The organism is Tistrella bauzanensis (assembly GCF_014636235.1).
In the GTDB taxonomy this organism is placed as follows: domain Bacteria; phylum Pseudomonadota; class Alphaproteobacteria; order Tistrellales; family Tistrellaceae; genus Tistrella; species Tistrella bauzanensis.
Genome location: NZ_BMDZ01000003.1, coordinates 19,668 through 45,774, shown reverse-complemented (window position 1 = coordinate 45,774; position 26,107 = coordinate 19,668). Strand labels below are relative to the sequence as shown.

Here is a 26,107-nt window from a genome sequence, read left to right as displayed (position 1 = left end):
ATGGAAAGGCCTGGTGTCGGATGATCAGGCGGCACGGTCCAGCCGCCCATGCTCAAGCCGCATGCGGCGGTCCATGCGGGCGGCGAGCTCGGGGTTGTGGGTGGCGATCAGCGCCGCCACCCCCTGATCGCGCGCGGCGCTGACCAGGGTCTGGAACACCCGCTCGGCCGTCTCAGGGTCCAGATTGCCGGTCGGTTCATCGGCCAGGATCAGCCCCGGCCGGTTGGCAAGGGCACGGGCAATCGCCACCCGCTGCTGCTCACCGCCCGACAGCCGCGCCGGGCGATGATCGGCGCGGGGGCCCAGCCCCATCAGATCGAGCAGGTCGTTCGCCCGTGCGCGCGCCTTCGCCTTCGACACGCCGGCCAGCAATTGCGGCATCATCACATTCTCCACCGCCGAGAATTCCGGCAGCAGGTGATGGAACTGGTAGACGAAGCCGATGGTTGCGCGCCGCAGCCGGGTGCGCACGCCATCGTCCGCCCGGCTGGCATCGGTGCCGTCGATGATCACCCGGCCGCCATCGGGGCGTTCAAGCAACCCGGCCGCATGCAGCAGGGTCGACTTGCCGGCGCCCGACGGGCCGACCAGCGCCACCAACTCACCCGGATTGAGGGTGAAGTCGATGCCGCGCAGAACCTCCAGCACCTCGCCCGCCTGTTCGAACCGACGGACCAGGCCCTCCAGCATCAGCACCGGATCACTCATAACGCAGGGCCTCCACAGGATCGAGACGGGCGGCACGCCACGCCGGGTAAAGCGTCGCCAGGAACGACAGCACCAGCGACAGCCCGACCACGCTCACCACATCCGACCAGACCACATCGGCCGGCAGCTTCGACAGGAAATAGATCTCGGCCGAGAACAGCTCGGTGCCGGTCAGCATCTGGATGCCCTGGCGGATGCTCTCGATATTGGTGGCGAAGGCGAGGCCCAGGCCGAAGCCGATCAGCGTGCCGACCACACCGATCGCCGCCCCGGTCATCACGAAGATCCGCAGCACCATGCCGCGGGTCGCCCCCATGGTGCGCAGGATGGCGATGTCGCGCGACTTATCCTTCACCAGCATCACCATACCCGAGATGATGTTGAAGGCCGCGATCAGGATGATCAGCGTCAGGATCAGGAACATCACGTTGCGCTCAACGTCCAGCGCGCCGACCAGGGTGGAATTGGTCTGCTGCCAATCGGTCAGCACCACGCCGCGATCGCGCAGAAGACCGGCCAGTTCAGCCCGCACAGCCCGCACATCCTGTGGATTGCGGACATCCACCTCGATGGCGGTGGCGGCATCGCCGGTCTGAAAGAAGGTCTGTGCGGTGTCGAAGGGCATGAAGACCAGGGAACTGTCGAACTCGAACATGCCCACTTCGAACAGCGCCACCACCGGGAACGACACCTGCCGCGGCATGCCGCCGAACGGCGTTGCCACGGCGCGCGGCGAGATCAGATTGAGATCGTCCCCCACCTGCAAGCCAAGGCGCTGGGCCATTCTGAGCCCGATGGCGACCCCCTTGCCCTGGAAATCGTCCAGGCTGCCGACGCGGATATTGTCGGCGATCAGGGTCTTGCGCGCCAGATCGTCATGGGTGAAGCCGCGCACCAGCGCGCCACGGGAATCGGCCGGTCCGCTGGCCAGAACCTGGCCCTCGACCATCGGCAGCGCGGTGATGACGACCTTGGCGGTCTGGAGATCGGCGGCGATGCCGGCATAATCGACGATACCGCGCCCCGAGGCGCTGAACACGGTCATATGGCCGTTCAGACCCAGGATCCGGTCGACCAGCTGGTCGCGGAAGCCCTTCATCACCGCCAGCACCACGATCAGCGTGCCGACGCCAAGGGCGATGCCGAGCAGCGAAAAACCGGCGATGACCGAGATGAACCCTTCCTTCCGCCGGGCCCTGAGATAGCGGAAGGCGATGAGACGCTCGACTGTCGAGAACATGCAGGTTCCGTTGACCAGGGATGGGGAGACGTGGCGCAGCCGCCGATGCCCGCATCCGGGACGATCATCCGGCATGCGGTCGGCATCCGACGCGTGGCCAGACTTTAGGGGGCGGCGGCGTCCAGTGCAACCGGCAGCCCCTGGCCGGGGGCGAGCGGCGGTGGACCGGTGACGCCCGCGAATCCCGGCTTCCTGGCCGGCGCCTACGAAGACAGCCCCTCGATGTATGTCGACGAGGGGGGCTGGACGCTGCCGGCCTCCAGTTCGGAACCCGCCTTCATCCTGCATCTGGCAGCACTGCTCGACGTGCGTCCCGGCCAGCGCGTGCTGGAAATCGGCTGCGGGACCGGCTGGCTTGTGGCCCTGCCCTCCCATCTCGTGGGCCCGGAGGGGCATGTGACGGGTATCGAGATCAATCCGCAGAGGCAGTCGGGAACCTGCGGGCGCAGAGGCTTGCCAACATCACGGTGATTGCGGGTGACAGTTTCACGGCCTGCGGAAGTGGCGCCTTCGATCGCCGGATCATGACCGCGTCCGCCTATCAGTTGCCGCACCGGCTGCTGATGATCCTGACCGAGGGCGGCAAGGCCGTCATCCCAATCGGGGCCTTGCCGAAGAAGCCCATCTGCTGGAACGCGCGGGCGACCGGCTGGTGTCACGCGTCACGCGGCTGTGCAAATTCGTCCCCCTGGCCGGCCCCTCGGCCACAGGAGTCCCGGTCATCCCCCTGGCAGACGACACGGCCATCAACCGGCTGAAGGCCGCAGCCTTGTCCCGGTCGGCGATGACACGCTAATCGTCCACCCGGGATCAGCGCCCCTCCCGCTCCAGGCGGGCGCAGGCGGCAGCGACGGCGTTCTGTGCCGGATCGTCCAGCCGCTCGCCATTCCAGACCACCATGCCATCGGCACCGATGCTGATCTGCCCCAGATCGACCTCGGCCGCACCGAGCGGCGTGCCCGTGGCATAGCCGAAACGTTCCAGCGGCAATCCCAAATTAAGGGTGATCCGGTCGCCGAGGGCCCGGCGCGCCGCATCCGCGCCATAACCGCCATCCAGATCGGCCGGCGCGACCGCACGGCCATGGACATCGACGCCCGGCTGCCAGGCGACATCCGGTGCCGGATGATGGGTGATGATGCGTTCGCAGAAGGCCCGGTCAACCGTGACGATAACGCCACGCCCGTCGCTATCGATACGGAGCGGTGCCGTCGCACGCTCGCCAGCCAGCGCCGCGCCGGTGTATAAGCCGAAGAGAACCAGCAATGCGCCGCCCCCCGCCGGACGGCCGGGCCGCACGGCCCCGGCCCCGTGCCATTCATCCGGCCGCGGTGCCCTCGATCCAACCAGAAACAGACGCAACCGGTCGGCCCGGCTGCGGCGCCCGATGCGGTGTCGTCTCTGGAGCAGAAGCCGGTTCATCAGATCGGTCATCCTCATCGGCATCGCTGTGCCCGTCCAGGAGCTTGCGGGAATGCTCAAAACCTATTTTCAGCTCGATCAGCTTGGAACCACGGTCCGTCGGGAGGTCGTCGCAGGCGTGACGACCTTCCTGACCATGGCTTACATCATCTTCGTCAATCCGGTGATCCTCGCCAATGCCGGCATGGACCAGGGGTCGGTATTCGTCGCCACCTGCGTCGCCGCCGCCATCGGCTGCCTGATCATGGGGCTGCTCGCCAACTATCCCGTGGCGCTGGCGCCGGGCATGGGCCTGAACGCCTTCTTCACCTTCACCGTCGTTCTGGAAATGGGCTACACCTGGAATCAGGCTCTGGGGGCGGTGTTCATCTCAGGGCTGGTGTTCTTCATTCTGGCACTGGTCAAGGTCCGGGAATATATCATTAACGCCATTCCGATGACGCTGAAGCTGTCGATCTCGGCGGGCATCGGGCTGTTCCTCGCGATCATCGCGCTTGAAAACGCCAAGGTCGTCGTCGACCATCCGGCCACCCTACTGACACTCGGCGACGTGACCCAGCCCACCGTGCTGCTGGCGGCGCTGGGCTTCGTCGTCATCTGCGCGCTGCACTATCGCAACATCACTGGCAGCATCATCATCGGCATCCTGCTGGTGACAATCCTGTCGATCCTGACCGGGCTGAACCAGGCCCAGGGCATCGTCAGCATGCCGCCATCGGTGGCACCCACCTTCTTCCAGCTCGACATCATGGGCGCGCTGGAAGCCGGCATGTTCGGCGTGATCTTCGCCTTCCTGTTCGTCGACCTGTTCGACACCGCCGGCACGCTGGTGGGCGTTGCCCATCGCGGCGGTCTGCTCGACAAGGATGGCAAGCTGCCGCGCATCGGCAAGGCGCTGCTGGCCGACAGCGGCGCCACCATGGTCGGCGCCATCTTCGGCACCTCCACCGTCACCAGCTATATCGAAAGCGCGTCTGGCATCAATGCCGGCGGCCGCAGCGGCCTGACCGCCGTGGTGGTGGCGATCCTGTTCCTGGTGGCGCTGTTCTTCGCCCCGCTCGCAGGCTCGGTGCCGGCCTATGCGACAGCACCGGCCCTGCTGTTCGTGGCCCTGCTGATGATGCGCGGTCTGTCGGAACTGGACTGGGACGACATGACGGAAGTGGCGCCCGGCGTGCTGGCCGCCATCACCATGCCGCTGACCTATTCCATCGCCAACGGCATCGCCATCGGCTTCGTTGCGTATGCAGCCGTGAAGCTGCTGGCGGGCAGGATCGGTGATGTTTCGGCCGCAGTCTGGATTCTGGCCATCATGTTCATTCTTAAGTTCGCCCTTATCGGCTGACCCATTGATATATTACGAGAAATCTGGGAACGACTATAAAAATGCCCCCGGTTTCCCGTTCACGGTGCACTGCACAACGGACAAGGCAGCGACCCCGTTCAATTTCGCGGTTTGCTGCGCTTTGCCGGACCTCTTGTCAGATTATTTCGTTTGTGCGGCGCACCTATGCAAAAAATATCGTGACGGATGTCACATTCCTGCGTAATCTCCGTTTTGCCGACGGACAGGGCACCGGCAGAAGAACCGGCCCAACGTCTAGGGAGGGTGACCCGGCCTAACGGCTGGTGACAGGATTGAGCGGTTCAAGAGCATCCGGTCGCCACGATGCCATCACGTTCGGCCCCACGGCCGGAACGCGAGGAACCACCGTTCGATCGAACAAGAATTGATGGTGCCGCTGGTAAAACGGACGGCACCCGAAGGGTCTATAACAATAAACACATCGTGCCGGTCGGTTGCCGTCGAACCGGACATGATGTTCAGCGCCAAGCGGAACTCTTCTGAAAAAGGCCGTGTTTTCACGGTCTTTTTTTTTGCCCGCTGCGCTGCGGTTCAGATATCGGCCCCGGCCATGTAATGGCCGGGCGTGGTGCCCAGCGCCCGGCGAAACATGGCGGTAAAGGCCGACGGACTGCGATAGCCAAGGCGTGCGGCAACCACTGAAACACTCAGGCCTTGCGACAATTGCGACAGCGCCTCGACCAGCCGGGCCTGCTGGCGCCAGCGCAGAAAACCCATGCCGGTCTCGCGCTGAAAGGCGCGGGCCAGGGTTCGAGTGCTGGCGCCGGCAGCCTCGGCCAACACCTCGAAACCCGCATCATCGGCCAGATCGTCCAGCACCCGCCGGCACAATCGCACCAGCCTTGGATCGCGCGGCCAGGGCAGATGCAGCGGAATGGTTCGCGGGTTGGCCAGTTCATGTAGAATCAGCCGGGCGACCGCCTCGCCCCGGCTGTCTTCTGCATAGTCGACCGGCTCGACGGTCGCGGCCTTGATCAACTCGCGCAGCAGCGCCGACACCTCGATGACGGTGCAGGACTGCGGCAGGCGGCGCGCGGCCTCGGGGGCTATATAGACCGTGCGCATGGCAACCGCGCCGATCGTCCGCAAACCATGTTCCACCGCAGGCGGCACCCACAGCGCCCGCATCGGCGGCACCAGCCACAATCCAGTCGCCGCGGTAACCTCCATCACGCCGGCCACCGCGTGCAGAAGCTGACCGCGTGGATGCAGATGTGGCGCCACGACGCTGCCCGGCTTGAAATCCTTGGCCATGGCGGCCACCGGCCGTGACACATGCTGGTAGTCGGCGGGGTTGATGCTGCGCATGCTGCCGCTCACGTTTTGAGGGTGCGGGGATACCTTGTCCGATTGGCGACACCAATCGACCGGACATCGCTGATCGGTCGATCCTACACTCCACCCAACCGCTCGGAAAAGCGGATCCCTTCCCTGCCTCAGGTCCGGTCCATGACCCATAACCGCCGCGTCATCACCTTCATCAATCTGGCCCATGTGGCCGACCATATGTTCATGCTGATCTTCCCGACCGCGGTGATCGGCATGACCTCGGCCTTCGACATGTCCTATGGCGCGCTGCTGACCCTGTCGCTCGGCGGGTTCATCGCTTTCGGCGCCGGGTCGATCCCGGCCGGCTGGCTGGGCGATCTGTGGAGTCGGCGCAACATGATGGCGGTGTTCTTCATCGGCATCGGTGCCGCCGCCATCGCCACCGGCTTTGCTCAGGGCACGACGATGATCGCGGTCTGCCTGACCGGGATCGGGCTGTTCGCCTCGATCTATCATCCGGTCGGCACAGCCATGCTGACCGCCCATGCCGAGCGGCTGGGCCGCGAGATCGGCATCAATGGCGTGTTCGGCAATCTGGGCGTCGCCTTCGCGGCACTGATCACCGGTGCCATCACTCAGTATCTGGGCTGGCGCTGGGCGTTCATCCTCCCCGGCGCCGTGGCGGTGGTGACCGGTCTGCTGTTCCTGATGCTGGTGCCCGACCGGCCGGCGCCGGCGATCCGGTCGCGGGGCGCCACGGGGTCGATCCCGCGCGGGGTGATGGTGCGCGCCTTCGCCGTGCTGGCCATGGTCACCATCGCGGGCGGGCTGGTGTTCAACGCCACCACCATCGCCATGCCGCAATTGTTCACCGAACGACTGGCCGATCTGGTGAGCACGCCGATGGGCATCGGTGCCCTCACCGCCCTGGTTTTCGTGGCCGGCGCCACCTCTCAGCTGATCGTCGGCCGGCTGATCGACCGCTATACGCTGCGTCAGGTGTTTCTGCCACTGGCGGCGCTTCAGGCGCCCTGCCTGCTGCTGGCGGCCACCACCGGCGGCTGGACGCTGATCCCGCTGGCGGTGGTGATGATGTTCGCGATCTTCGGCCAGGTGACGATCAATGACGGCATGGTCGCCCATTACACCGCCGACCGCTGGCGCGCCCGCGCCTATGCCGTGCGCTATCTGGTCTCGTTCGCGGCCAGTGCCTGCGCGGTGCCGCTGATCGCCTGGACCCATGACGGTGGCACCGGCTTCGCCGGCCTGTTTCCGGTGCTGGCGGCCTTCGGCGGCATCGTGTTCGTGGGCGCCGCCATCTTCCCCGGGCGTCCACGGGGACAGACGGTCCCCGCCGCGGCGGAATAACGACCAGCCGTTCAGCCACCCAGAGCGGCTGGCGCCGCCACTGTCCGCTCATTGACCACATTGCCGGTGTTCAGGGTGGTGGCGGGCTCGATCAGCATCACCTCGCATGGCTCAGGCGCCACCGGCATATGCTCGATGCCGCGCGGCACGATGATGAACTCGCCCGGCTCCAGCCAGACCTCGTGGTCGCGGAACCGCATCTGCATGCGGCCGCGCACCACCAGGAACATCTCGTCCTCATGCTCATGCGCATGCCAGATGAACGCGCCGTCAAGCCGCACCAGCTTGATATGCGACCCGTTCACTGCGCCCGCGATACGCGGGCTCCAGGGCGTGTCGATCGTCTGGAAGGCGGCGGCGAGGTTGATCTTCTGCATGGGATGCTCCCGGTGACGCGAGGCGGTGGATGATATTGTCGATGCTCAGACCGCCTCGTTGGCCTTGACATCGATCACGACCTTGCCGGTCGCGCCGCCCTCTTCCAGATGCGCCTGGGCAGCGCCGGCCTGGGCCAGGCTGAAACGGGCGGGGTCGAGCCGCGGCCGCAGACGGCCGGCCTCGACCAGCGCCGCCACCCGGTTCATGATCCGGCCGTGATGCTCGCGTCCGATATCGTGCAGGATCGGGATGATCATGAACACCACATGCAGCGACAACCCCTTGCCATGCATGGGCGTCAGATCCGCCGGATACTGCGACACGATGGTGACCACCCGGCCGTTCAGCCGTGCGCCGGCAAAGGACGTCGCGAGGTCACTGCCGCCGGTCGCGTCCATCACCACGTCGAAGCCGCGCCCGGCGGTGAGCCGCGCCACATAGGCCTCGACGGTCTCGTCGCGGTAATTCACCGTCTCGTCGGCGCCGAGCTCGCGGGCGATCCGCGCCTTTTCGGGCGATGAGATGGTGGCGGTGACATGGGCACCGGCCGCCTTGGCGATCTGGATCGCGACATGGCCGACCCCGCCGGCGCCGCCATGGATCAGCACCCGCTCGCCCGGCTCCACCCGCGCCCGGTCGATCAGCCCTTCCCAGGCCGTGATCGACACCAGCGGCAGGGCCGCCGCCTCACGGAAGCCGAGGCCGCTCGGCATACGTGCCAACACCCGCGCATCCGCCCGGACATATTCGGCATTGGTGCCGTCGACGGTTTTCACGCCCCCAGGCGAGCCGAACACCCGGTCGCCGACCGCAAATCCGGTAACGCCGTCGCCCAGCGCCACCACCACGCCCGCCATATCACAACCCAGCACACCCGGCAGGGCCGGTGCCATGGCGGGGCCATTGCGGCGCACCTTGTAATCGATCGGATTGACGCTGGCGGCATGAACCTGCACCAGCACCTCGCCCCGGCGCGGTGACGGCACCGGCCGTGTCTGGGCGGTCAGGTTCTCAGGCCCACCAAAAGCGCTGAGCACCGCGGCGGTCATGGTGGCGGGGATCTCGGTCATGGTGCTTGCCTCATGAATGATCGTACGGGGGGTGCGGGAGCGCACCGGGCACTGGGTCATTGAACCGTCGATCCATCGATGATGGAAATGAATAGTTCCAATTCCAGCAACAAGAATTCAACATGGATCACCGCGATCATGGAGCCTGCCGATGACCCTGCCCGATCTGGATATCGATCTCGTCCGCTGTTTTCTGGCTGTGGCGGAAACCGGGGGCTTCACCTCGGCCGGCGAACGGTTGGGCCGCACCCAGTCGGCCATCAGCCTGAAGATCCGCCGTCTTGAAGAATTGCTGGGTCGCAGGGTTTTCGCCCGCACCAGCCGGTCACTGGCACTGACCACCGATGGCGAGCTGCTGCTGGGCTATGCCCGCCGGCTGGTGGCGCTGAACGACGAGACCCTGAAGCGCTTCACCGAGCCTGAGGCTGAAGGCGAGTTGCGGGTCGGCGTCGCTGAGTATTTCGTGCCCCGGCATCTGCCGGCGGTGCTCTCGGCCTTTGCCCGCGCCCATCCCCGCGTCCATGTCGAAATCCGGGTCGGGCTGGGTGCCAGCCTGATGGAGGGCCTCGACCGCGGCGCGCTCGATCTGGTCATCGCCAATCGCGATGAAGGCGTCGATCGGGGACGGGTTCTGATGACCGAGGCGCTGCGCTGGGTGTCCGCGACCGATCTGCGGCTCGACCCCGACACGCCGCTGCCGCTGTGCACCCTGCCCAGCCCCTGCATCTTCCGCGCCCGCGCGATCGAGGCTCTGGCCGGCCGCGATCGGCGCTGGCGGGTGGTCTATACCTCAGAAAGCGTATCGGGCGTGGCGGCGGCGGTAACCGCCGGGCTGGGGATCGCGGTGCTGGGCGACTGCACGGTGCCGCCGGGGGTGCGCGTGCTGTCGGATGCCGAAGGCTTCCCGGCTTTGGGCGCGGTGGAACTGGCGGTGTTCGGCGAGGCCCGTGCCCCCGCCGCCCTGGCTCAATCGTTCACCGGCTTCGTCTCCGACCGGCTGCGCGCCCTGGTGCCCAGCCATTGTGCCGCCTGACGGCATCATCAGCCGGCCACGCCTGAACCGGCGACGCTGCTCTATGGCGCCACGATGGTGGGCGTGGAACTGCTATGGTTCGGCACCGTCGCCTGCGTGTTCGCCACCCCGGCCGTGCGCCGCCGGCTGCTGCGTGCGGGCCCGTGGGTCGATCGCGTCACCGGCGGCGCGCTACTTGGCGCTGGGCCTGCGGCTGGCATTCGTACGCGGTGTCTGATCAGCGCACCAGACCATCCAGAAGATCGGATCGGATCAGGACATCGACGCCATAGGTCAGCGCCGCCGCGATCACGCTGGTCGCCGCCGCCTTCACCCATAGGCGCGGGTTGCGGGGCGCGCCCGATGCCTCGGCGTGCTCGTCCTTGTGGTCATGGCGCACGCCCACCGGCAGCGTCATGAAGAACAGCGGCCACCAGACGATCACGAAGACCAACGCCACGGTGAACCAACTCTCCATGCCAGGATGTCCTTCAGGGTGATGAGCCCGAGACCAGGGCGGCCGGACCAGATATAACGCCCGCCCGGCGATCAGGCCGGGCGGGCGCGGATTGAAGGCGACGTCAGGTGCCGCGTTGCGGCGGCTCAGCCCCGGTCAGGCCCCGGTCAGGCACTGACCTGCTCCAGTTCCACCAGCGTGCCATTGGTGTCCTTGGGGTGCAGGAACAGGATCGGCTTGTCATGGGCACCGATCTTCGGCTCGCCATCGCCCAGCACCCGCATGCCATCGGCCTTCAGCTTGTCGCGCGCGGCATAGATGTCGTCGACCTCATAGCACACATGGTGCACGCCGCCCGAGGGGTTGCGCTCAAGGAACTTCGCGACCGGGCTGTCGGCGCCCAGCGGGTGCAGAAGCTCGATGGCGGTGTTGTCCAGGCGCACGAATACCGTGGTCACGCCATGGGCGGGCTGGTCCTTGGCGGCCGAGACGGTGGCGCCGAAGGTGTTGCGATACAGGCTGGCTGCCGCATCGAGATCGGGGACGACGATGGCGACATGGTTAAGGCGTCCGATCATCGGCAGAGGCTCTCCTCAGTCTGGGGTACGCGACCCGGTTTTTCTGCGGTTTATAGCGTTGGTTCCACCATGCGGGCAGCATGGCCGCCGTGGTCCGGGCTCCCCGTTCCCGCGCCGCGACGTCTAGAGCAGATCCTGATCAGGTGGAACCACCTGATCGGGTAAAGATGCTCGATAAACAAATAACTTAGAGCGATTCTCGTGCACCAGATAGCGCGAAAATCGCTCTAGGCAATAGTCAGATTCGCACGACATGCACGTCGATCAAGGGCTTCTTGCCACGCCGTGTGCGCAGCCGACGGCGCAGTGCCAGCCGCGTCACGTCGTGGATGCGCACATCGCTCAACACGTCGTCATCATCCAGTCCATCGATCGCCTCGGCCAGATCCTCGGCAATATCGGCCGCCAGGGTGTCGATCTCGGAATCCGGATCGACCAGACCGGGCAGCGCCACCATCGGGTCGGCTTTCAGCTCGCCATATTTGTCGACGACGACCGTCGCGAAGGCAGCACCTTCATAGAGCATGCGCTTGCGCGCGCGCATGACCTCGCCATCCACCGGCAGCACGTCGTTATTGCCGTCGGCGACCAGATAGCCCGAGGCGATCCGCGCGATCCGGCCCGGCGTGCCCGGCGCCAGGCGCACCACCGCCCCGTTTTCCACCGTCACCGCTTCGGGCACCTGAAGGCTCTTCGCCAGGGCCACATGCTCGATCAGATGGCGGGGCTCGCCATGGACCGGCACGGCGATACGCGGCTTCACCCAGCGATACATCTGGGCAAGCTCATTGCGGCCGCCATGCCCTGAGACATGAATGTCGGCATCGCGCTCGGTGATGACCTCGGCGCCCTCGCGGGCGAGCAGGTTCAGCAACCGGCCGATCTTGCGTTCATTGCCCGGGATCTGGCGCGAAGACAGCATCACCGTGTCGCCCCGGCGCAGTTCCGCCGCCGGGTGCTCGCCCCGGGCGATGCGGGCCAGCGCCGCATTGGGCTCGCCCTGGCAGCCGGTCACCAGATAGAGCAACCGCTCGGCCGGCAGCCGGTCGGCTTCACGATCGGTCGCCAGCATGCCGGCGATGTCCAGATAGCCGGTCTCGGTGGCGGCCTTGATCATCCGATCAAGGCCACGGCCCAGCACCACCACCTTGCGGTTGGCATCGGCTGCGGCTTTGACGATGGTCTCGACCCGCGCGATGTTCGAGGCGAAGGTCGCCACGAACACCCGGCCCTTGCGGCCGGCGACCAGCCCGCCCATCGTGGCGCGGACATCCGCCTCCGATCCGGCGTCGGTCTCGCGGAACACATTGGTCGAGTCGCAGACCATGGCAAGAACACCTTCCTCGCCGATCGCGGTCAAGCGATCGATGTCGGTGGTCTCGCCAACCAGCGGCTCGGGGTCGATCTTCCAGTCGCCGGTATGCATCACCGTGCCAAAGGGCGTGCGGATCGCGATGGCGTTGGGCTCGGGGATCGAATGGGTCAGCGACACGAATTCCATGTCGAACGGCCCAAGCTTCAGCCGGCCACCCAGCGGAATGATGGTGATGTCGGCCTCGCGATCGCCGACCCCGGACTCCCTCAGCTTCGCGCGCACCACGGCGGCGGCAAAGGGAGTCGCATAGATCGGCAGCCGCAGCCGCCGCCACAGATATGGCACCGCGCCCAGATGATCTTCGTGGGCGTGGGTCAGCACGATGCCGGCGATCTTGTCGCGGCGGGCTTCCAGGAATGCGATATCGGGCAGGATGATATCGACGCCCGGCAGCCGGTCATCGGCAAATCCCAGCCCGAAATCGATCACCACCCACTGCCCGCGGCAGCCATAGAGATTGAGATTCATCCCGATCTCGTTGGCGCCGCCCAGCGGCAGAAACAGCAATTCCTCACCCGGCTCGACCTTAGCGGTCGGCGGCAGTGCATCGTCCTTTTGTCGGGTCATGCCTTCTCTTGGATGTTGAGCCGATGGATTTCCAGCAGCCCGACAAGCGTGATGTCGGGGTCGGCGTGCTGGATAGCGTCGGTCGCGTTGAAGAAGATCGGGGCCAGACCGCCGGTTGCAATGACGGTCATCGGCTTGCCGTATTCATCGACGATCCGGCGAACCAGACCTTCGATCAGGCCGACATAGCCCCAGAAGACGCCAGCCTGCATCGCTGGCACGGTATCTTTGCCGATGACCGTCTGCGTCCGTTCGACGGCGATCCTCGGCAATTTCGCGGCGGCGCGGTGCAGCGCCTCCAAAGACAGATTGATACCCGGTGCGATCACGCCACCCTGATAGGAGCCGTCGGCACCGACCACGTCGAAGGTGGTCGCGGTGCCGAAGTCGATCACGATCAGGTCGCCGCCATAGATCTTATGGGCGGCGATGGCGTTCACCAGGCGATCCGCGCCAACCTCGCGCGGGCGGTCCATGTCGATCCGCAAGCCCAGCCGGACGTCCGGATCGCCGATCATCATCGGCTCCGATCCGAAATAGTCCCGACAGAGCTGCCGGAGCGAAAACTTGGTCTGCGGCACCACCGATGAGATGATCACCGCATCGATATCGGGAACGGTCAGCCCCTTCAGGGCGAACAGCTGCAACAGCCAGACCGCGTATTCATCGGCCGTTCGCTGGCCGTCGGTGCTGGCCCGCCACTGCCCGCGCCAGTCTGTGCCATCGTGGACTGCAAACACCGTATTGGTATTGCCGACATCGATGGTGAGCAGCATCAAGGGTTTCCTTCCACATCGTTCAGGCCCGGCCCGTTCTTCAGACGCCGCCCGTATTCAGACGCCGCCCGTTACCGGCGGCTTTGCAAACACGACCTCGCCGGCGGCGAGCCGTCGGATCGTTCCGTCCTCCTGAGCCAGCAGCAGCGTGCCGTCATCATCGATACCATCGAAGCGGCCGGTGACCGGCGTGGCGCCATAGCGAACCGTCGCCATCTGCCCCAGACCATAGGCTCTGGCCAGCCAGTCCGCCTTCAATCCACCCAGTCCCTGACGCGCCCACACCGCACGGCGGGCCGCGAAGGCCGGTGCGAAAGCCTCGACGACGTCCAGAGGATAAAGATGGTGTGCACCAGGGCATTCCGCCAGCACCGCCGGCGGAAACACACCATCGGTCGGCCCCGGATGCACCCGGACATTGGCACCGATACCGGCGATGACATGGGTTCCGGACTGGTCCTCGGCGCTTTCCAGCAGGATACCGGCAAGCTTGCCCGCGACGCCGTCCCTGACCAGCAGAACATCGTTGGGCCACTTCACCGCAGGCACGGCGCCCGATCCTTGCGGCAACAAAGCGGCGATGGCATCGGCCATCGCCAGGCCCACCACGAGCGAAAGCTGCGCCGCATGTCCAAGCGGACCCTGCGGACGCAGCACCAGGCTCATATACAGATTGCCCGCCGGTGACTGCCAGACGCGGCCCTGGCGGCCGCGCCCGGTGGTCTGACGCGCCGCCACCACCAATGTGCCATCCGGCGCGCTCTCGGCGATCAGTTGCCGCGCGAGAATGTTGGTGCTGTCGACCTCGTCGCGCAGCACCAGATTGAACGCCGGCGGCAGATCGGGGACGCGCCCCTCGCCGTCGGTCACGGCATCAGCGCCATGGCTGCCTGCCCGGCCCGGTCCAGAAGCACGCCGGGCACGATGAAGAACAGCATGGTGAAGGCGAAGCTGATCGCGAGCGTCACGGTCAGGCCCGTGCCGATGCCCCGATCGAAGGCTTCCGCCGGCTCGTCGAAATACATGATCTTGACGATGCGGAGATAGTAATAGGCGCTGACCACGCTGGAGACGACGCCGATCACCGCCAGCCAGAACAAGCCGGCCTTCACCGCCGCCTGAAAGACGAACAGCTTGCCGAAGAAGCCCGCCAGCGGCGGAATTCCGGCCAGAGAGAACATCATCGCCGCCAGGATGAAGGCGATCACCGGGCGGCTGCGCGACAGCCCCGCCAGATCGGCGATCTGTTCGACCATCCGGCCCTGACGGCGCATCAGCAGCACGACCGAGAAGGTGCCGACGGTCATGAACAGATAGATCGCCATATAGGCGGCGACGCCGCGATAGCCCTCGACCGTGCCGGCCGTCAAGCCGACCAGGGCATAACCGACATGGCCGATCGAGCTATAGGCCAGCAGCCGCTTAATGTTGGTCTGGCCGATGGCCGCGAAGGCCGCCAGCACCATCGAGGCAACCGCAATGAACCAGGTCACCTGCTGCCATTCGCCGACCATGCCGCCGAAGGGCTCGGCCAGCACCCGCACCAGCAACGCCATCGCGGCGATCTTCGGCGCCATGGCAAAGAAGGCGGCGACACTGGTGGGGGCGCCCTCATACACGTCGGGCGTCCACATATGGAACGGCACCGCCGAAATCTTGAAGGCGAGGCCGACCATGATGAAGACCAGACCGACGATCAGCCCGACCGACGGCGCGGGCGCCGCCAGCGAAACCGCCAGCGCATCGAAGCTGGTGGACCCGGCGAAGCCATAGACCATGCTGCAGCCATAGAGCAGCATGCCCGACGACAGCGCGCCAAGCAGGAAGTATTTCAGGCCCGCTTCGGTCGACTTGATGCTGTCACGCTTGAAGGCCGCCAGCACATAGAGCGACAGGCTCTGCAGCTCAAGACCCATATAGAGCGACATCAGGTCGTTGGCCGAGATCATCATCAGCATGCCGATGGTGGCGAACACCATCAGCAGCGGATATTCGAACCGGACCACACCTTCACGCTCAAGATAATCGCGCGACATGATCAGGGCGAAGATCGACGCCAGCAGCACCAGCACCTTCATGAAGGCGCCGAAGGCATCGGCCACAAACAGGCCGTGGAAGGTCACGACGCGACCTTCGGGCCCCATCATGACCAGCACGGCCGCAATCGCGAAGCCGATGCCGGCCAGCCAGGACAGCAGCCCGGATGCCTTGTCCTTGCCCGCGAACACGCCGACGAGGATCAGAGCCATGCCGAGCACCGCGAGCCAGAGCTCGGGGAATGCCGGGGCCAGATCGGGAAGAGGATAGGACGTCATCGTAAACCTCGATGCCTCTCGTCTCGTCAGCGCTGCGCGAGCTGGTTCACGGCGTCAACCGCCATTGCCGCCTTCTCGACCTGGACCTGTTCCAGGAGATGGGCGACCGATGCACGGATCGGCTCAAGGAAGGTCTCGGGATAGATGCCCATCCAGAGGGTCAGCACGACCAGCGGCGCAAAGGCCAGAACCTCCCGGCGGTTCATGTCGAGGATGCCTTTCAGATCCTCGCGCACAAGTTCGCCGAACACGACCCGCCGATACAGCCACAGCATATAGCACGCACCGAGGATCACACCGGTCGCGGCCAGGAAAGCCACCCAGGTATTGGCCTGGAAGGCGCCGACCAGCACCAGGAATTCCCCCACGAAGCCCGACGTGCCGGGCAGGCCGATCGAGGCCATGGTGAAGAACAGGAACACCAGCGCATAGCCGGGCATCCGATGCACCAGGCCGCCGTAGCGGTCGATGTCGCGGGTGTGCATGCGGTCATAGACCACGCCGACACACAGGAACAGCGCGCCCGACACCAGGCCGTGGCTGAGCATCTGGATGATCGAGCCTTCGAGGCCCTGGGTGTTGAAGGTGTAGATGCCGATGGTCACGAAGCCCATATGGGCGACCGAGCTATAGGCGATCAGCTTCTTCATGTCGCCCTGCACCAGGGCGACCAGCGAGGTGTAGATCACCGCCACCACCGACAGGCCGAAGATCAGCGGCGCGAAATAGTGGCTGGCATCCGGCAGCATCGGCAGGCTGAAGCGCAGGAAGCCATAGCCACCCACCTTCAGCAGGATACCCGCCAGCAGCACGGAACCGGCGGTCGGTGCCTCGACATGGGCATCGGGCAGCCAGGTGTGCACCGGCCACATCGGTATCTTGACCGCGAAGGACGCGAACATCGCCAGCCACAGGAACAACTGCATGTTGTGGCTGAAATTCGTGCTCATCAGGGTCGGGATGTCGGTGGTACCGGCCTCGAAATACATCGCGAGCAGCGCCACCAGCATCAGCACCGAGCCGAACATGGTGTAGAGGAAGAACTTGAACGCCGCATAGATGCGCCGCTTGCCACCCCAGATGCCGATGATCAGGAACAGCGGGATCAGCATGCCTTCGAAGAAGACATAGAACAGCACGAAGTCGAGCGACACGAAGGAGCCGATGACCAGCGTTTCCATAGCCAGGAACGCGATCATGTATTCCTTCACCCTGACCGTGATCGCATCCCAGCTCGCCAGCACGCAGATCGGGATCAGCAGGGTGGTGAGCAGAACGAACCACAGCGAGATGCCGTCGATGCCGAGGTGATAGTCGATCCCATAGCCGGGGAACCACTCGACCCGCTCGACGAACTGGAAGTCGGCGGTCGAGCTGTCGAAGCCCGACCACAGCAGCAGGGAGATCAGGAAGGTGATGACGCTGGTCCACAGCGCGACGCTGCGGGCGTTGCGGGCCACCGTCGCCTCGTCACCACGGATCAGCAGGATGAATCCCGCACCGATCAGCGGCAGGAAGACGACCGTCGAGAGAAGCGGCCAATCCGTCATCACCAGCCGGCCTCCAGACCGAAGAAGAAGTAGGACACGATCAGCGCCAGACCGATGAGCATGGCAAACGCATAGTGGTAGACGTAACCCGACTGCATCCGGCCCGCCCGCCGGGCCAGGCCCAGCGAGACCGCGGCGATACCATCAGGCCCGAAACCGTCGATAATCCGGCGGTCACCGCCCTGCCACAACACCCGGCCGATCCAGAGCGCGGGACGCACGAAGATGGCGTCATACAGCTCGTCGAAATACCACTTGTTGAGCAGGAACTTGTAGAGGCCCGAGAAGTCCGACGCCACCTTGCCCGGCAGATCCGGCCGGCGGATATAGAACAGCCAGGCGAGCCCGATACCGGCGGCACTCATCACCAGCGGCAGCAGCTTCACCCAGCCGGGCACGTGATGCGCCTCTTCCAGGATGTTGTGCTCGCCCAGCATGGTGATCGCACCATTCCAGAACGCCAGACCGGCATCGACCATCGGCTGGCCGATATAGCCGGCCGTAATCGCGCCCACCGCCAGCAGGAACAGCGGCACGGTCATGATCAGCGGGCTTTCATGGACATGCTCCATGGTGTGCTTGTCGGCCCGGGGCTTGCCATGGAAGGTCATGAACAGCAGCCGCCAGCTATAGAAGGCGGTCATGAACGCCGCGGCGATGCCCATCCAGAAGGCATAGGCGCCGACTGTGGAATGCGCGGCATAAGCCGTCTCAAGGATCATGTCCTTCGAGAAGAAGCCGGCGAAGGGCGGGATGCCGGCCAGCGCCAGCGATCCGATCCACATCATCATGTAGGTGACGGGGATGAGCTTCCAGATGCCGCCCATGCGGCGCATGTCCTGCTCGTCGGACATCGCATGGATGACCGAGCCGGCGCCCAGGAACAACAGCGCCTTGAAGAAGGCATGGGTCATCAGATGGAAGATCGCCGCCGGATAGGCGCCGACGCCGGCCGCGAAGAACATATAGCCGAGCTGCGAGCAGGTCGAATAGGCGATGACCCGCTTGATGTCGGTCTGGGTGAGGCCGATGGTCGCGGCGAAGAAGGCGGTCGAGGCGCCGATCACCGTGATCATGTCGCTGGTGAACACCGTCAGTTCGAACAGCGGCGACAGGCGTGCCACCATGAACACGCCGGCGGTGACCATGGTCGCCGCATGGATCAGCGCCGACACCGGGGTCGGGCCTTCCATCGCATCTGGCAACCAGGTGTGCAGGCCGAGCTGGGCCGACTTGCCCATCGCGCCGATGAACAGCAGCACGCCCAGCACCTCGATCGTCGGCAACGACATGCCGAGGAAATCGATGGTGGTGCCGGCGACGTTGCCAAGCTCGCCGAAGACTGCGTCGAAGGTGACCGAGCCGGTGACCAGGAACACGCCGAAAATGCCCAGCGAGAAGCCGAAGTCACCCACGCGGTTGACCACGAAGGCCTTCATGGCCGCCTTGTTCGCCGACGGCTTCTTGTACCAGAAGCCGATCAGCAGATAAGAGGCCAGACCAACGCCTTCCCAGCCGAAGAACATCTGGACCAGATTGTCGGCGGTCACCAGCGTCAGCATCGCGAAGGTGAACAGCGACAGATAAGCCATGAACCGCGGCTTGTGCGGATCGTGGCTCATATAGCCGATCGAGTAGAGGTGGACCATGAACGACACGCCGTTCACCACGATCAGCATGACCGCGGTCAGCGCATCGATGCGCAGCGCCCAGGCGAAATCGAGCCCGCCCGAGCGGATCCAGGTGAACAGCTCGATCGTGGTGGCGTTGCCATAGACCGCGACGTCGAAGAAGGCGACGACCGACAGCAGGGCCGCGAGCCCCACGGCACCGGTGGTCACGAACTGCGACCCCCGATCGCCGAGGACACGGCCGAAGAAGCCGGCGACGATCGCCGCCGCGAGCGGAAGCAGGATCAGTGCGACGTACATCGCGGCCTCAGCCCTTCATCATGTTGATGTCTTCGACCTCGATCGAGCCGCGGTTCCGGAAATAGACCACGAGCACGGCAAGGCCGATCGCTGCTTCGGCAGCGGCGACGGTGAGGACGAACATCGCGAAGACCTGCCCCACCAGATCCTGGAGCTGGGTCGAAAATGCGACGAAGTTGATATTGACCGCGAGCAGCATCAACTCGATCGACATCAGGATCGTGATGACATTCTTGCGGTTCAGGAAGATCCCGAAGATCCCAAGCGTAAACAGGATCGCGGCCAGGACCAGATAATGCTCGATGCCAATGATCATCAAATGCCCTTACCCGTCGGAACCTTCTTGATTTCCACCGACTGTTCGATGGTCCGGGCATTCTGCTTGCCTGGATCCTGGCGAACGACGCCGGGGCGGCTGCGCAGGGTCAGCACGATGGCGCCGATCATCGCGACCAGCAGCACCAGCCCCGCAGCCTGGAACAGATAGACATACTTCGTGTAGACGAGTTGGCCGAGCGCATGGATATTCGAGACACCCTCGGGCACGCCGACCGGAGCCGCGAACAGCGGCTGATCGGATGCGGCCAGGCTGTAGCTGCCACCGATGAGCACCAGTTCGGCCAGCAGTACCAGGCCGATCAGCGCGCCGACCGGCAGATAGCGCTGAAAGCCCTCGCGCAGCTGCACGAAGTTGATGTCCAGCATCATGACCACGAACAGGAACAGCACGGCCACGGCACCGACATAGACGACCACCAGGATCATCGCCAGGAATTCCGCACCCAGCAGCACGAACAGGCCGGCCGAGTTGAAGAAGGCCAGAATGAGGAACAACACCGAGTGAACCGGGTTGCGGGCGGAAATAACCATCACGCCCGATGCCACAGTCACCGCGGCGAAGAGGTAGAAGGCCAGCGCCTGAAGAACCATTCTCCGCCCTCGTCCGATCTCGTTTCTTGTGTCGCATGGCACCAGCGCCGGATGGCGCGGTGCCTTCAAACCATCGCCGGCCCCTGATCGGGGCCGGCGCTCTCACACCATCAACGGTAGGGTGCTACGTCGGCGAGGTTCGCCGCGATCTCCCGTTCCCACCGGTCGCCGTTCTGAAGCAGCTTTGTCTTGTCGTAGAACAGCTCTTCGCGCGTCTCGGTCGCGAACTCGAAGTTCGGCCCCTCGACGATTGCATCCACCGGGCACGCCTCCTGGCAGAAGCCGCAATAGATGCATTTGGTCATGTCGATATCATAGCGGGTGGTGCGCCGGCTGCCATCGGCACGCGGCTCCGCCTCGATCGTGATCGCAAGGGCCGGGCAGATCGCCTCGCACAGCTTGCAGGCGATGCAGCGCTCTTCACCATTGGGATACCGGCGCAACGCATGCTCCCCGCGAAACCGCGGGCTGATCGGCCCCTTCTCATAGGGGTAGTTCAGCGTCACCTTCGGCTTGAAGAAGTAGCGCAACGTCAGCGCCATACCCTTCACGATCTCGGTGAGCAGGAATGCGCGTGCGGTCTGGCCGATCGATGCCATCTCAACCTCTCCTCCGGCCTCCAGGCCAGCCCGACGGGGCCGGCCGGACGATCCGGGCTTACCTTACTCCGGGACGCGCACTTGGCAAGCACATGTCCCCGCATTCACGGACCCCGCATGTCCGGGGCTTCGCCGTGCTGTGGCCGAATTGGAACAATCCGGCCACAGCACCAGAGCCGCCTATTGCTGCCCCGGAAGCCAGCCGAAGCCCACGAGCACGCCGGCGGTGAGGATCACCCACAGCAGCGAGAACGGCAGGAAGACCTTCCAGCCCAGACGCATCAGCTGGTCATAGCGATACCGCGGGAAGGTACCGCGCACCCAGATGAACACGAACAGCAGCACGAAGATCTTGATCAGGAACCACACCACGCCCGGGATCCAGTTCAGCGGCGCGATGTCGAACGGCGGCAGCCAGCCACCCAGAAACAGGATGGTGGTCATCCCGCTCATCAGGATCATGTTGGCGTATTCGCCGAGGAAGAAGAGCGCGAAGGGCATCGACGAATATTCGACGTTATAGCCCGACACCAGCTCCGCTTCCGCTTCCGGAAGGTCGAAGGGCAGCCGGTTGGTCTCGGCCAGCGCCGAGATGAAGAAGACCACGAACATCGGAAACAGCGGAATGGCGAACCACACCGTTTCCTGCGCCCGCACCACATCCGACAGGTTGAGCGACCCCACGCAGAGCAGCACGGTGATGATCACCAGGCCGATCGAGACTTCGTACGACACCATCTGCGCCGCCGAGCGCATCGCACCCAGAAAGGCATAGCGGGAGTTCGAGGCCCAGCCGGCCATGATGATGCCATAGACGCCCAGCGACGAGATGGCAAACAGATACAGGATGCCGACATTGATATCGGCCAGCACCCAGCCATCGTCGAACGGGATCACCGCCCAGGCGACGAGGCTGAGGATCAGGGTCAGCATCGGCGCCAGCAGGAACAGGAACCGGTTCGACCGCGACGGGATGATGGTTTCCTTGGTCAGCAGCTTCAACGCGTCGGCGAAGGGCTGAAGCAGACCGAAGGGGCCGACGACATTCGGGCCACGGCGCATCTGGATGAAGCCGATGACCTTGCGTTCCATCAGCGTCAGATAGGCGACCGCGATCAGCAGCGGCATCACGATGGCCAGGATCTGGGCGACGATGATCACCCCCGGCCAGACATATCCGGAAAAGAACTCAGCCATTGGTGCCGGTCGCCTTGTCCTGCTGGAGCGCGTCGCCCGCATAGATCGCGGTGCAGGTCGCCATGGTCCGCGAGGCGCGGGAAATCGGATCGGTCATGTAGTAGTTGGTGACCGCCGCGGTCAGCGGGGCCGTATCCGGCGCACCGGTCTGGCCGAACGCGCCGCCCAATCCTGCCGGCTCGATCCGGTCGATGCGGGCCAGACGCGGGCTGATCGCCGCCATCCGCGCCCGCACACCCGACAGATCGTCATAGGGCAACGGCTTGCCGAGCATGCCCGACAGCGCCCGCAGGATCTTCCAGTCCTCGCGTGCATCCCCCACCGGGAACACCGCCAGATGCGACCGCTGCGGCCGGCCTTCCATATTGACGTAGGTGCCGTTCTTTTCCGTATAGGCCGCACCCGGCAGCACCACATCGGCGCGATGCGCACCGGCGTCGCCGTGATGGCCCTGATAGATCACGAAGGCCTGGCCCAGCGCATCGGTGTCGATTTCGTCGGCACCCAGCAGGAACAGGGTCTCGATCCGGCCGCTGGCGCAAGCCGCCACGATCTCGCGCGTCGCAAGGCCGCCCTCACCGGGCACCAGGCCCAGCTCCATGCCGCCGACACGCGCCGCGGCCGTGTGCAGCACGTTGAAACCGTTCCAGCCGTCGCGGACCATGCCGCAACGCTCGGCGATCTTGCGGGCGACGCCCAGGATCTTCGCGCCGTCGGTGCGGGTCAGCGCGCCCATGCCGACCACGATCATCGGCCGTTCGGCCGCCTTCAGCGCCTCGACGATCGGATCGGTCCCGTTCGCGATCGCCTCAAGCCGGCTTGCATCGGCCCCAAGATCTTCGACTGGCCAGGTCAGGTCCAGCGCCGGGCCGATCGACCAGCCACGGAAACCACCCTTGCGCCAGCGCTTGCGGAACCGGGCATTGACCAGCGGTGCCTCGCGGCGCGGGTCGGTGCCGACCAGCAGCACCGCATCAGCCATCTCGATGCCGGCGATGGTGCTGTTGAACAGCCAGGATGCCCGCTGGGTTGGGTCGAGTGCGGCACCATCCTGACGGCAATCGACATGCGGCGTGCCGATCACGTCGCGCATCAGGTCGCGGAACGCGGTCATCGCCTCGCAATCGACCAGATCGCCGACCAGACCGGCCACGGTTTCAGGCGCGCGGCCTTCCAGCCGGCCACGGATGGCACCGAAGGCCTCGTCCCAAGTGGCGGGCCGCAGACGACCGTTCTCGCGGATATAGGGGCGGTCCAGACGCTGGCGCTTCAGGCCGTCATAGGCGAAACGGCTCTTGTCGCCCAGCCACTCTTCGTTCACGTCCTCATGCAGCCGGGGCAGCACGCGCAGCACCTCGCGGCCGCGAACGTCGATCCGGATGTTCGCGCCGACGGCGTCGAGCACGTCGATGGACTCGGTCTTCTTCAGCTCCCATGGGCGGGCGTTGAAGGCATAGGGCTTCGAGGTCAGCGCGCCCACCGGGCACAGGTCGATCATGTTGCCCGACAGTTCCGAGGTCAGCGCATGCTCGACATAGGTGCCGATCTCCATGTGCTCGCCGCGGCCGGTCGCGCCCATCTCGGGCACGCCCGCAATCTCGGTGGCGAAGCGCACGCAGCGGGTGCAATGGATGCAGCGCGTCATCCAGGTCTGGATCAACGGACCCATGTCCTTGTCCTTGACCGCGCGTTTTTCCTCGTCATAGCGGCTCATGCCACGGCCATAGGCCATGGCCTGATCCTGCAGATCGCATTCGCCGCCCTGATCGCAGATCGGGCAATCCAGCGGATGGTTGATCAGCAGGAACTCCATCACCCCTTCACGGGCTTTCTTCACCCGCTCGGTGTTGGTGTGGATGACCATGCCGTCGGCGGCCGGCATCGCGCAGGACGCGATCGGCTTGGGCGCCCGCTCCTGCTCGACCAGACACATCCGGCAATTGCCGGCGATCGACAGGCGTTCGTGATAGCAGAAGCGGGGAATCTCCGCGCCAGCCGCTTCGCAGGCCTGAAGCACGGTCGCCCCTGCGGGCACCTCGACTTCCAGGCCGTCGATGGTCAGTTTCGGCATCGGGTTCCTCCTCAGGCCGCGCGGGCCGCATCCCGGGCGGCGCCGATGCGCCGCTCAAGTTCCGGACGGAAATGACGGATCAGGCCCTGCACCGGCCACGCCGCGGCATCGCCCAGCGCGCAGATGGTATGACCCTCGATCTGATAGGTCACCTGCTCCAGCCGGTCGATTTCAGGCAGCGTCGCATGGCCCTTGACCATGCGGTCCATGGTCCGCCACAGCCAGCCGGTGCCTTCGCGGCACGGCGTGCACTGACCGCAGCTTTCATGCATATAGAACTTCGACAACCGCGCGATGGCACGCACCACATCGGTCGACTTGTCCATCACGATGACCGCAGCGGTGCCAAGGCCGGACTTCACCGCCCGCAGGCTGTCGAAGTCCATCAGAATGTCGTCGCAGGTCGATTTGGGCAGCAAGGGCACCGACGATCCGCCGGGAATGATCGCCAGCAGATTGTCCCAGCCACCACGCACGCCGCCGGCATGACGCTCGATCAGCTCACGCAGCGGAATGCCCATCTCCTCCTCGATATTGCACGGCTTGTTCACATGGCCGGAAATCGAGAAGATCTTGGTGCCGGTGTTGTTCTCGCGCCCCAGCCCCGCGAACCAGGCGCCGCCGCGGCGCAGGATGGTCGGCGCGACCGCGATGCTTTCCACGTTGTTCACGGTGGTCGGGCAGCCATACAGCCCCGCCATCGCGGGAAATGGCGGTTTCAGCCGCGGCTGACCCTTCTTGCCTTCCAGGCTTTCGATCAGCGCGGTTTCCTCGCCGCAGATATACGCGCCGGCACCGAGATGGATGTAGACGTCGAAGTCATAGCCGCTGCCGCAGGCATTGCGGCCGATCAGACCGGCCTCATAGGCCTCGTCGATCGCTGTCTGCAGCGCCTGGGCCTCGCGGAGAAACTCACCGCGGATATAGATATAGGCGGCAACCGCCTTCATCGCGAAACCGGCGATCAGGCAGCCTTCGACCAGCTTGTGCGGGTCGTGACGCATGATCTCGCGGTCCTTGCAGGTGCCGGGCTCGCCTTCGTCGGCGTTCACCACCAGATAGGACGGACGCGGATCGTTCTTGGGCATGAACGACCATTTGACGCCGGTCGGGAAGCCCGCACCGCCACGGCCGCGCAGGCCGCTCGCCTTCATCTCCTGGACGATCCAGTCAGGGCCCTTGGCGATGATGTCCCGGGTGCCGTCCCAATCGCCGCGCCGCCGGGCACCGGCCAGACGAAAATCGTCATAGCCATGAAGATTGGTGAAGATGCGGTCCTGATCACGCAGCATCATTGCCTCCTGCGGTGCCGGATGCGGTCTGCACGGTCCCGGCCGCCGGCTGCCAGCCCTCGGGCTCGGATGCCCGGCGCCGGCCGGTCTGCGGGCCCGGCTTCGGCGTCTCACCACGCTTCAGGGCCTCAAGCACCCGAATGGTGAGTTCCGCGTCCAGATCCTCGTAATAATCGTCACCGATCTGCATCATCGGCGCGTTGGCGCAGGCACCAAGGCATTCCACCTCGGCCAGCGTGAACAGCCCGTCGGCGGTGGTCTCGCCGACATCGATGCCCAGATGCTTCTGGCAGGCGGCCATCACGGCATCCGATCCGCGCAGCCAGCACGGGGTGGTGGTGCAGACCTGGACGTGATGGCGCCCGATCGGCTTCAGATTGTACATGGTGTAGAAGGTCGCGACCTCGTACACCCGGATCGGCGGCATGCCCAGCATGTCGGCCACGTAATCCATCGCCACCCGCGGCAGCCAGCCGTCATTCTGACGCTGGGCCAGATCCAGCAGCGGCATCACGGCGCTCTGCTGGCGGCTGTCGGGGTATTTCGCGATGATCTTTGCCGCCGCGGCGAGATTCTCTTCGGTGAAGGCGAAGCTCGCAGGCTCGACGTTGGTGTCGCTCACTGGTCCCGGTCCCC

General features: G+C 65.2%; 25 protein-coding genes and 1 pseudogene. 4 read left to right on the top strand and 22 right to left on the bottom strand.

The window, feature by feature from the left end:
• Window positions 1-24 precede the first annotated feature (24 nt).
• A complete protein-coding gene (locus IEW15_RS02390; protein ID WP_188574524.1) occupies window positions 25-708 on the bottom strand; it encodes an ABC transporter ATP-binding protein in 684 nt (227 codons plus the stop codon).
• Window positions 701-1,948 (bottom strand): lipoprotein-releasing ABC transporter permease subunit, encoded by a 1,248-nt coding sequence (locus tag IEW15_RS02385; RefSeq protein ID WP_188574521.1) that lies wholly within the window; start codon window positions 1,946-1,948, stop codon window positions 701-703. Before IEW15_RS02385 ends, IEW15_RS02390 begins: the two co-directional genes overlap by 8 nt.
• 222 nt (window positions 1,949-2,170) lie before the next feature.
• On the opposite strand from IEW15_RS02385, the pseudogene IEW15_RS26520 reads away from it, so the two are divergent.
• Window positions 2,171-2,706, top strand: a pseudogene (locus IEW15_RS26520) (protein-L-isoaspartate O-methyltransferase family protein).
• A gap of 52 nt (window positions 2,707-2,758) precedes the next feature.
• Here the strand turns inward: IEW15_RS26520 and IEW15_RS02375 are convergent.
• On the bottom strand, window positions 2,759-3,382 hold the full coding sequence (locus IEW15_RS02375; protein ID WP_188574519.1) for a hypothetical protein: 624 nt from the start codon (window positions 3,380-3,382) through the stop codon (window positions 2,759-2,761).
• 40 nt (window positions 3,383-3,422) lie between these two features.
• On the opposite strand from IEW15_RS02375, the gene IEW15_RS02370 reads away from it, so the two are divergent.
• A complete protein-coding gene (locus IEW15_RS02370; protein ID WP_188574517.1) occupies window positions 3,423-4,715 on the top strand; it encodes an NCS2 family permease in 1,293 nt (430 codons plus the stop codon).
• Window positions 4,716-5,045: 330 nt separating this feature from the next.
• Here the strand turns inward: IEW15_RS02370 and IEW15_RS02365 are convergent, their stop codons facing one another.
• Together IEW15_RS02365 and IEW15_RS02360 are read right to left on the bottom strand one after the other, a co-directional pair.
• Window positions 5,046-5,204 carry a hypothetical protein gene (locus IEW15_RS02365; RefSeq protein WP_188574515.1) on the bottom strand — a complete coding sequence of 53 codons (159 nt, stop codon included), beginning with the start codon at window positions 5,202-5,204 and terminating at the stop codon, window positions 5,046-5,048.
• A gap of 63 nt (window positions 5,205-5,267) precedes the next feature.
• Window positions 5,268-6,044 (bottom strand): AraC family transcriptional regulator, encoded by a 777-nt coding sequence (locus tag IEW15_RS02360; RefSeq protein WP_188574513.1) that lies wholly within the window; start codon window positions 6,042-6,044, stop codon window positions 5,268-5,270.
• Window positions 6,045-6,185: 141 nt separating this feature from the next.
• Between IEW15_RS02360 and IEW15_RS02355 the strand changes: the two genes are divergently transcribed.
• Entirely contained in the window at window positions 6,186-7,373 is a 1,188-nt protein-coding gene (locus tag IEW15_RS02355) for an MFS transporter (protein WP_188574511.1), read from the top strand.
• Between the two features lie 11 nt (window positions 7,374-7,384).
• Here IEW15_RS02355 and IEW15_RS02350 read toward each other — a convergent pair whose 3' ends face one another.
• Window positions 7,385-7,750, bottom strand: a complete 366-nt coding sequence (locus IEW15_RS02350) for a cupin domain-containing protein (protein ID WP_188574509.1) — start codon at window positions 7,748-7,750, stop codon at window positions 7,385-7,387.
• Window positions 7,751-7,795: 45 nt separating this feature from the next.
• Window positions 7,796-8,821, bottom strand: coding sequence for a zinc-dependent alcohol dehydrogenase family protein (locus IEW15_RS02345; protein WP_188574507.1), 1,026 nt, complete (start codon window positions 8,819-8,821; stop codon window positions 7,796-7,798).
• A 151-nt stretch (window positions 8,822-8,972) separates the two neighbouring features.
• Between IEW15_RS02345 and IEW15_RS02340 the strand changes: the two genes are divergently transcribed.
• Window positions 8,973-9,854, top strand: a complete 882-nt coding sequence (locus IEW15_RS02340) for a LysR substrate-binding domain-containing protein (protein WP_188574505.1) — start codon at window positions 8,973-8,975, stop codon at window positions 9,852-9,854.
• Between the two features lie 217 nt (window positions 9,855-10,071).
• Here the strand turns inward: IEW15_RS02340 and IEW15_RS02335 are convergent, their stop codons facing one another.
• From IEW15_RS02335 to nuoE, 15 genes are all read right to left on the bottom strand, one after another.
• Window positions 10,072-10,311, bottom strand: a complete 240-nt coding sequence (locus IEW15_RS02335) for a DUF1467 family protein (RefSeq protein ID WP_188574503.1) — start codon at window positions 10,309-10,311, stop codon at window positions 10,072-10,074.
• A gap of 146 nt (window positions 10,312-10,457) precedes the next feature.
• On the bottom strand, window positions 10,458-10,868 hold the full coding sequence (gene mce, locus IEW15_RS02330) for a methylmalonyl-CoA epimerase (RefSeq protein ID WP_188574501.1): 411 nt from the start codon (window positions 10,866-10,868) through the stop codon (window positions 10,458-10,460).
• Between the two features lie 238 nt (window positions 10,869-11,106).
• Window positions 11,107-12,810, bottom strand: coding sequence for a ribonuclease J (locus IEW15_RS02325; protein WP_188574499.1), 1,704 nt, complete (start codon window positions 12,808-12,810; stop codon window positions 11,107-11,109).
• Complete coding sequence (locus IEW15_RS02320) at window positions 12,807-13,586, bottom strand: type III pantothenate kinase (protein ID WP_188574497.1); 780 nt, start codon at window positions 13,584-13,586, stop codon at window positions 12,807-12,809. Before IEW15_RS02320 ends, IEW15_RS02325 begins: the two co-directional genes overlap by 4 nt.
• Before the next feature lie 57 nt (window positions 13,587-13,643).
• The gene (locus IEW15_RS02315) at window positions 13,644-14,456 is read right to left on the bottom strand and encodes a biotin--[acetyl-CoA-carboxylase] ligase (protein ID WP_188574495.1); all 813 of its coding nucleotides are present in this window, start codon (window positions 14,454-14,456) and stop codon (window positions 13,644-13,646) included.
• Window positions 14,453-15,901 (bottom strand): NADH-quinone oxidoreductase subunit NuoN, encoded by a 1,449-nt coding sequence (gene nuoN, locus IEW15_RS02310; RefSeq protein WP_188574493.1) that lies wholly within the window; start codon window positions 15,899-15,901, stop codon window positions 14,453-14,455. Before nuoN ends, IEW15_RS02315 begins: the two co-directional genes overlap by 4 nt.
• Before the next feature lie 26 nt (window positions 15,902-15,927).
• A complete protein-coding gene (locus tag IEW15_RS02305; RefSeq protein WP_188574489.1) occupies window positions 15,928-17,451 on the bottom strand; it encodes an NADH-quinone oxidoreductase subunit M in 1,524 nt (507 codons plus the stop codon).
• Window positions 17,451-19,382 (bottom strand): NADH-quinone oxidoreductase subunit L, encoded by a 1,932-nt coding sequence (gene nuoL, locus IEW15_RS02300; RefSeq protein WP_188574487.1) that lies wholly within the window; start codon window positions 19,380-19,382, stop codon window positions 17,451-17,453. Before nuoL ends, IEW15_RS02305 begins: the two co-directional genes overlap by 1 nt.
• A gap of 7 nt (window positions 19,383-19,389) precedes the next feature.
• Entirely contained in the window at window positions 19,390-19,698 is a 309-nt protein-coding gene (gene nuoK / locus IEW15_RS02295) for an NADH-quinone oxidoreductase subunit NuoK (RefSeq protein ID WP_188574485.1), read from the bottom strand.
• On the bottom strand, window positions 19,698-20,312 hold the full coding sequence (locus IEW15_RS02290; RefSeq protein WP_188574483.1) for an NADH-quinone oxidoreductase subunit J: 615 nt from the start codon (window positions 20,310-20,312) through the stop codon (window positions 19,698-19,700). Before IEW15_RS02290 ends, nuoK begins: the two co-directional genes overlap by 1 nt.
• Before the next feature lie 110 nt (window positions 20,313-20,422).
• On the bottom strand, window positions 20,423-20,911 hold the full coding sequence (nuoI, locus tag IEW15_RS02285; protein ID WP_188574481.1) for an NADH-quinone oxidoreductase subunit NuoI: 489 nt from the start codon (window positions 20,909-20,911) through the stop codon (window positions 20,423-20,425).
• 180 nt (window positions 20,912-21,091) lie between these two features.
• On the bottom strand, window positions 21,092-22,108 hold the full coding sequence (nuoH, locus tag IEW15_RS02280; protein WP_188574479.1) for an NADH-quinone oxidoreductase subunit NuoH: 1,017 nt from the start codon (window positions 22,106-22,108) through the stop codon (window positions 21,092-21,094).
• Window positions 22,101-24,179, bottom strand: a complete 2,079-nt coding sequence (gene nuoG, locus IEW15_RS02275) for an NADH-quinone oxidoreductase subunit NuoG (RefSeq protein ID WP_188574477.1) — start codon at window positions 24,177-24,179, stop codon at window positions 22,101-22,103. The genes nuoH and nuoG overlap by 8 nt, the downstream gene beginning before the upstream one ends.
• 11 nt (window positions 24,180-24,190) lie before the next feature.
• Window positions 24,191-25,471, bottom strand: a complete 1,281-nt coding sequence (nuoF, locus tag IEW15_RS02270; protein ID WP_188574474.1) for an NADH-quinone oxidoreductase subunit NuoF — start codon at window positions 25,469-25,471, stop codon at window positions 24,191-24,193.
• Entirely contained in the window at window positions 25,461-26,093 is a 633-nt protein-coding gene (gene nuoE, locus IEW15_RS02265; protein WP_188574472.1) for an NADH-quinone oxidoreductase subunit NuoE, read from the bottom strand. Before nuoE ends, nuoF begins: the two co-directional genes overlap by 11 nt.
• Window positions 26,094-26,107 lie beyond the last annotated feature (14 nt).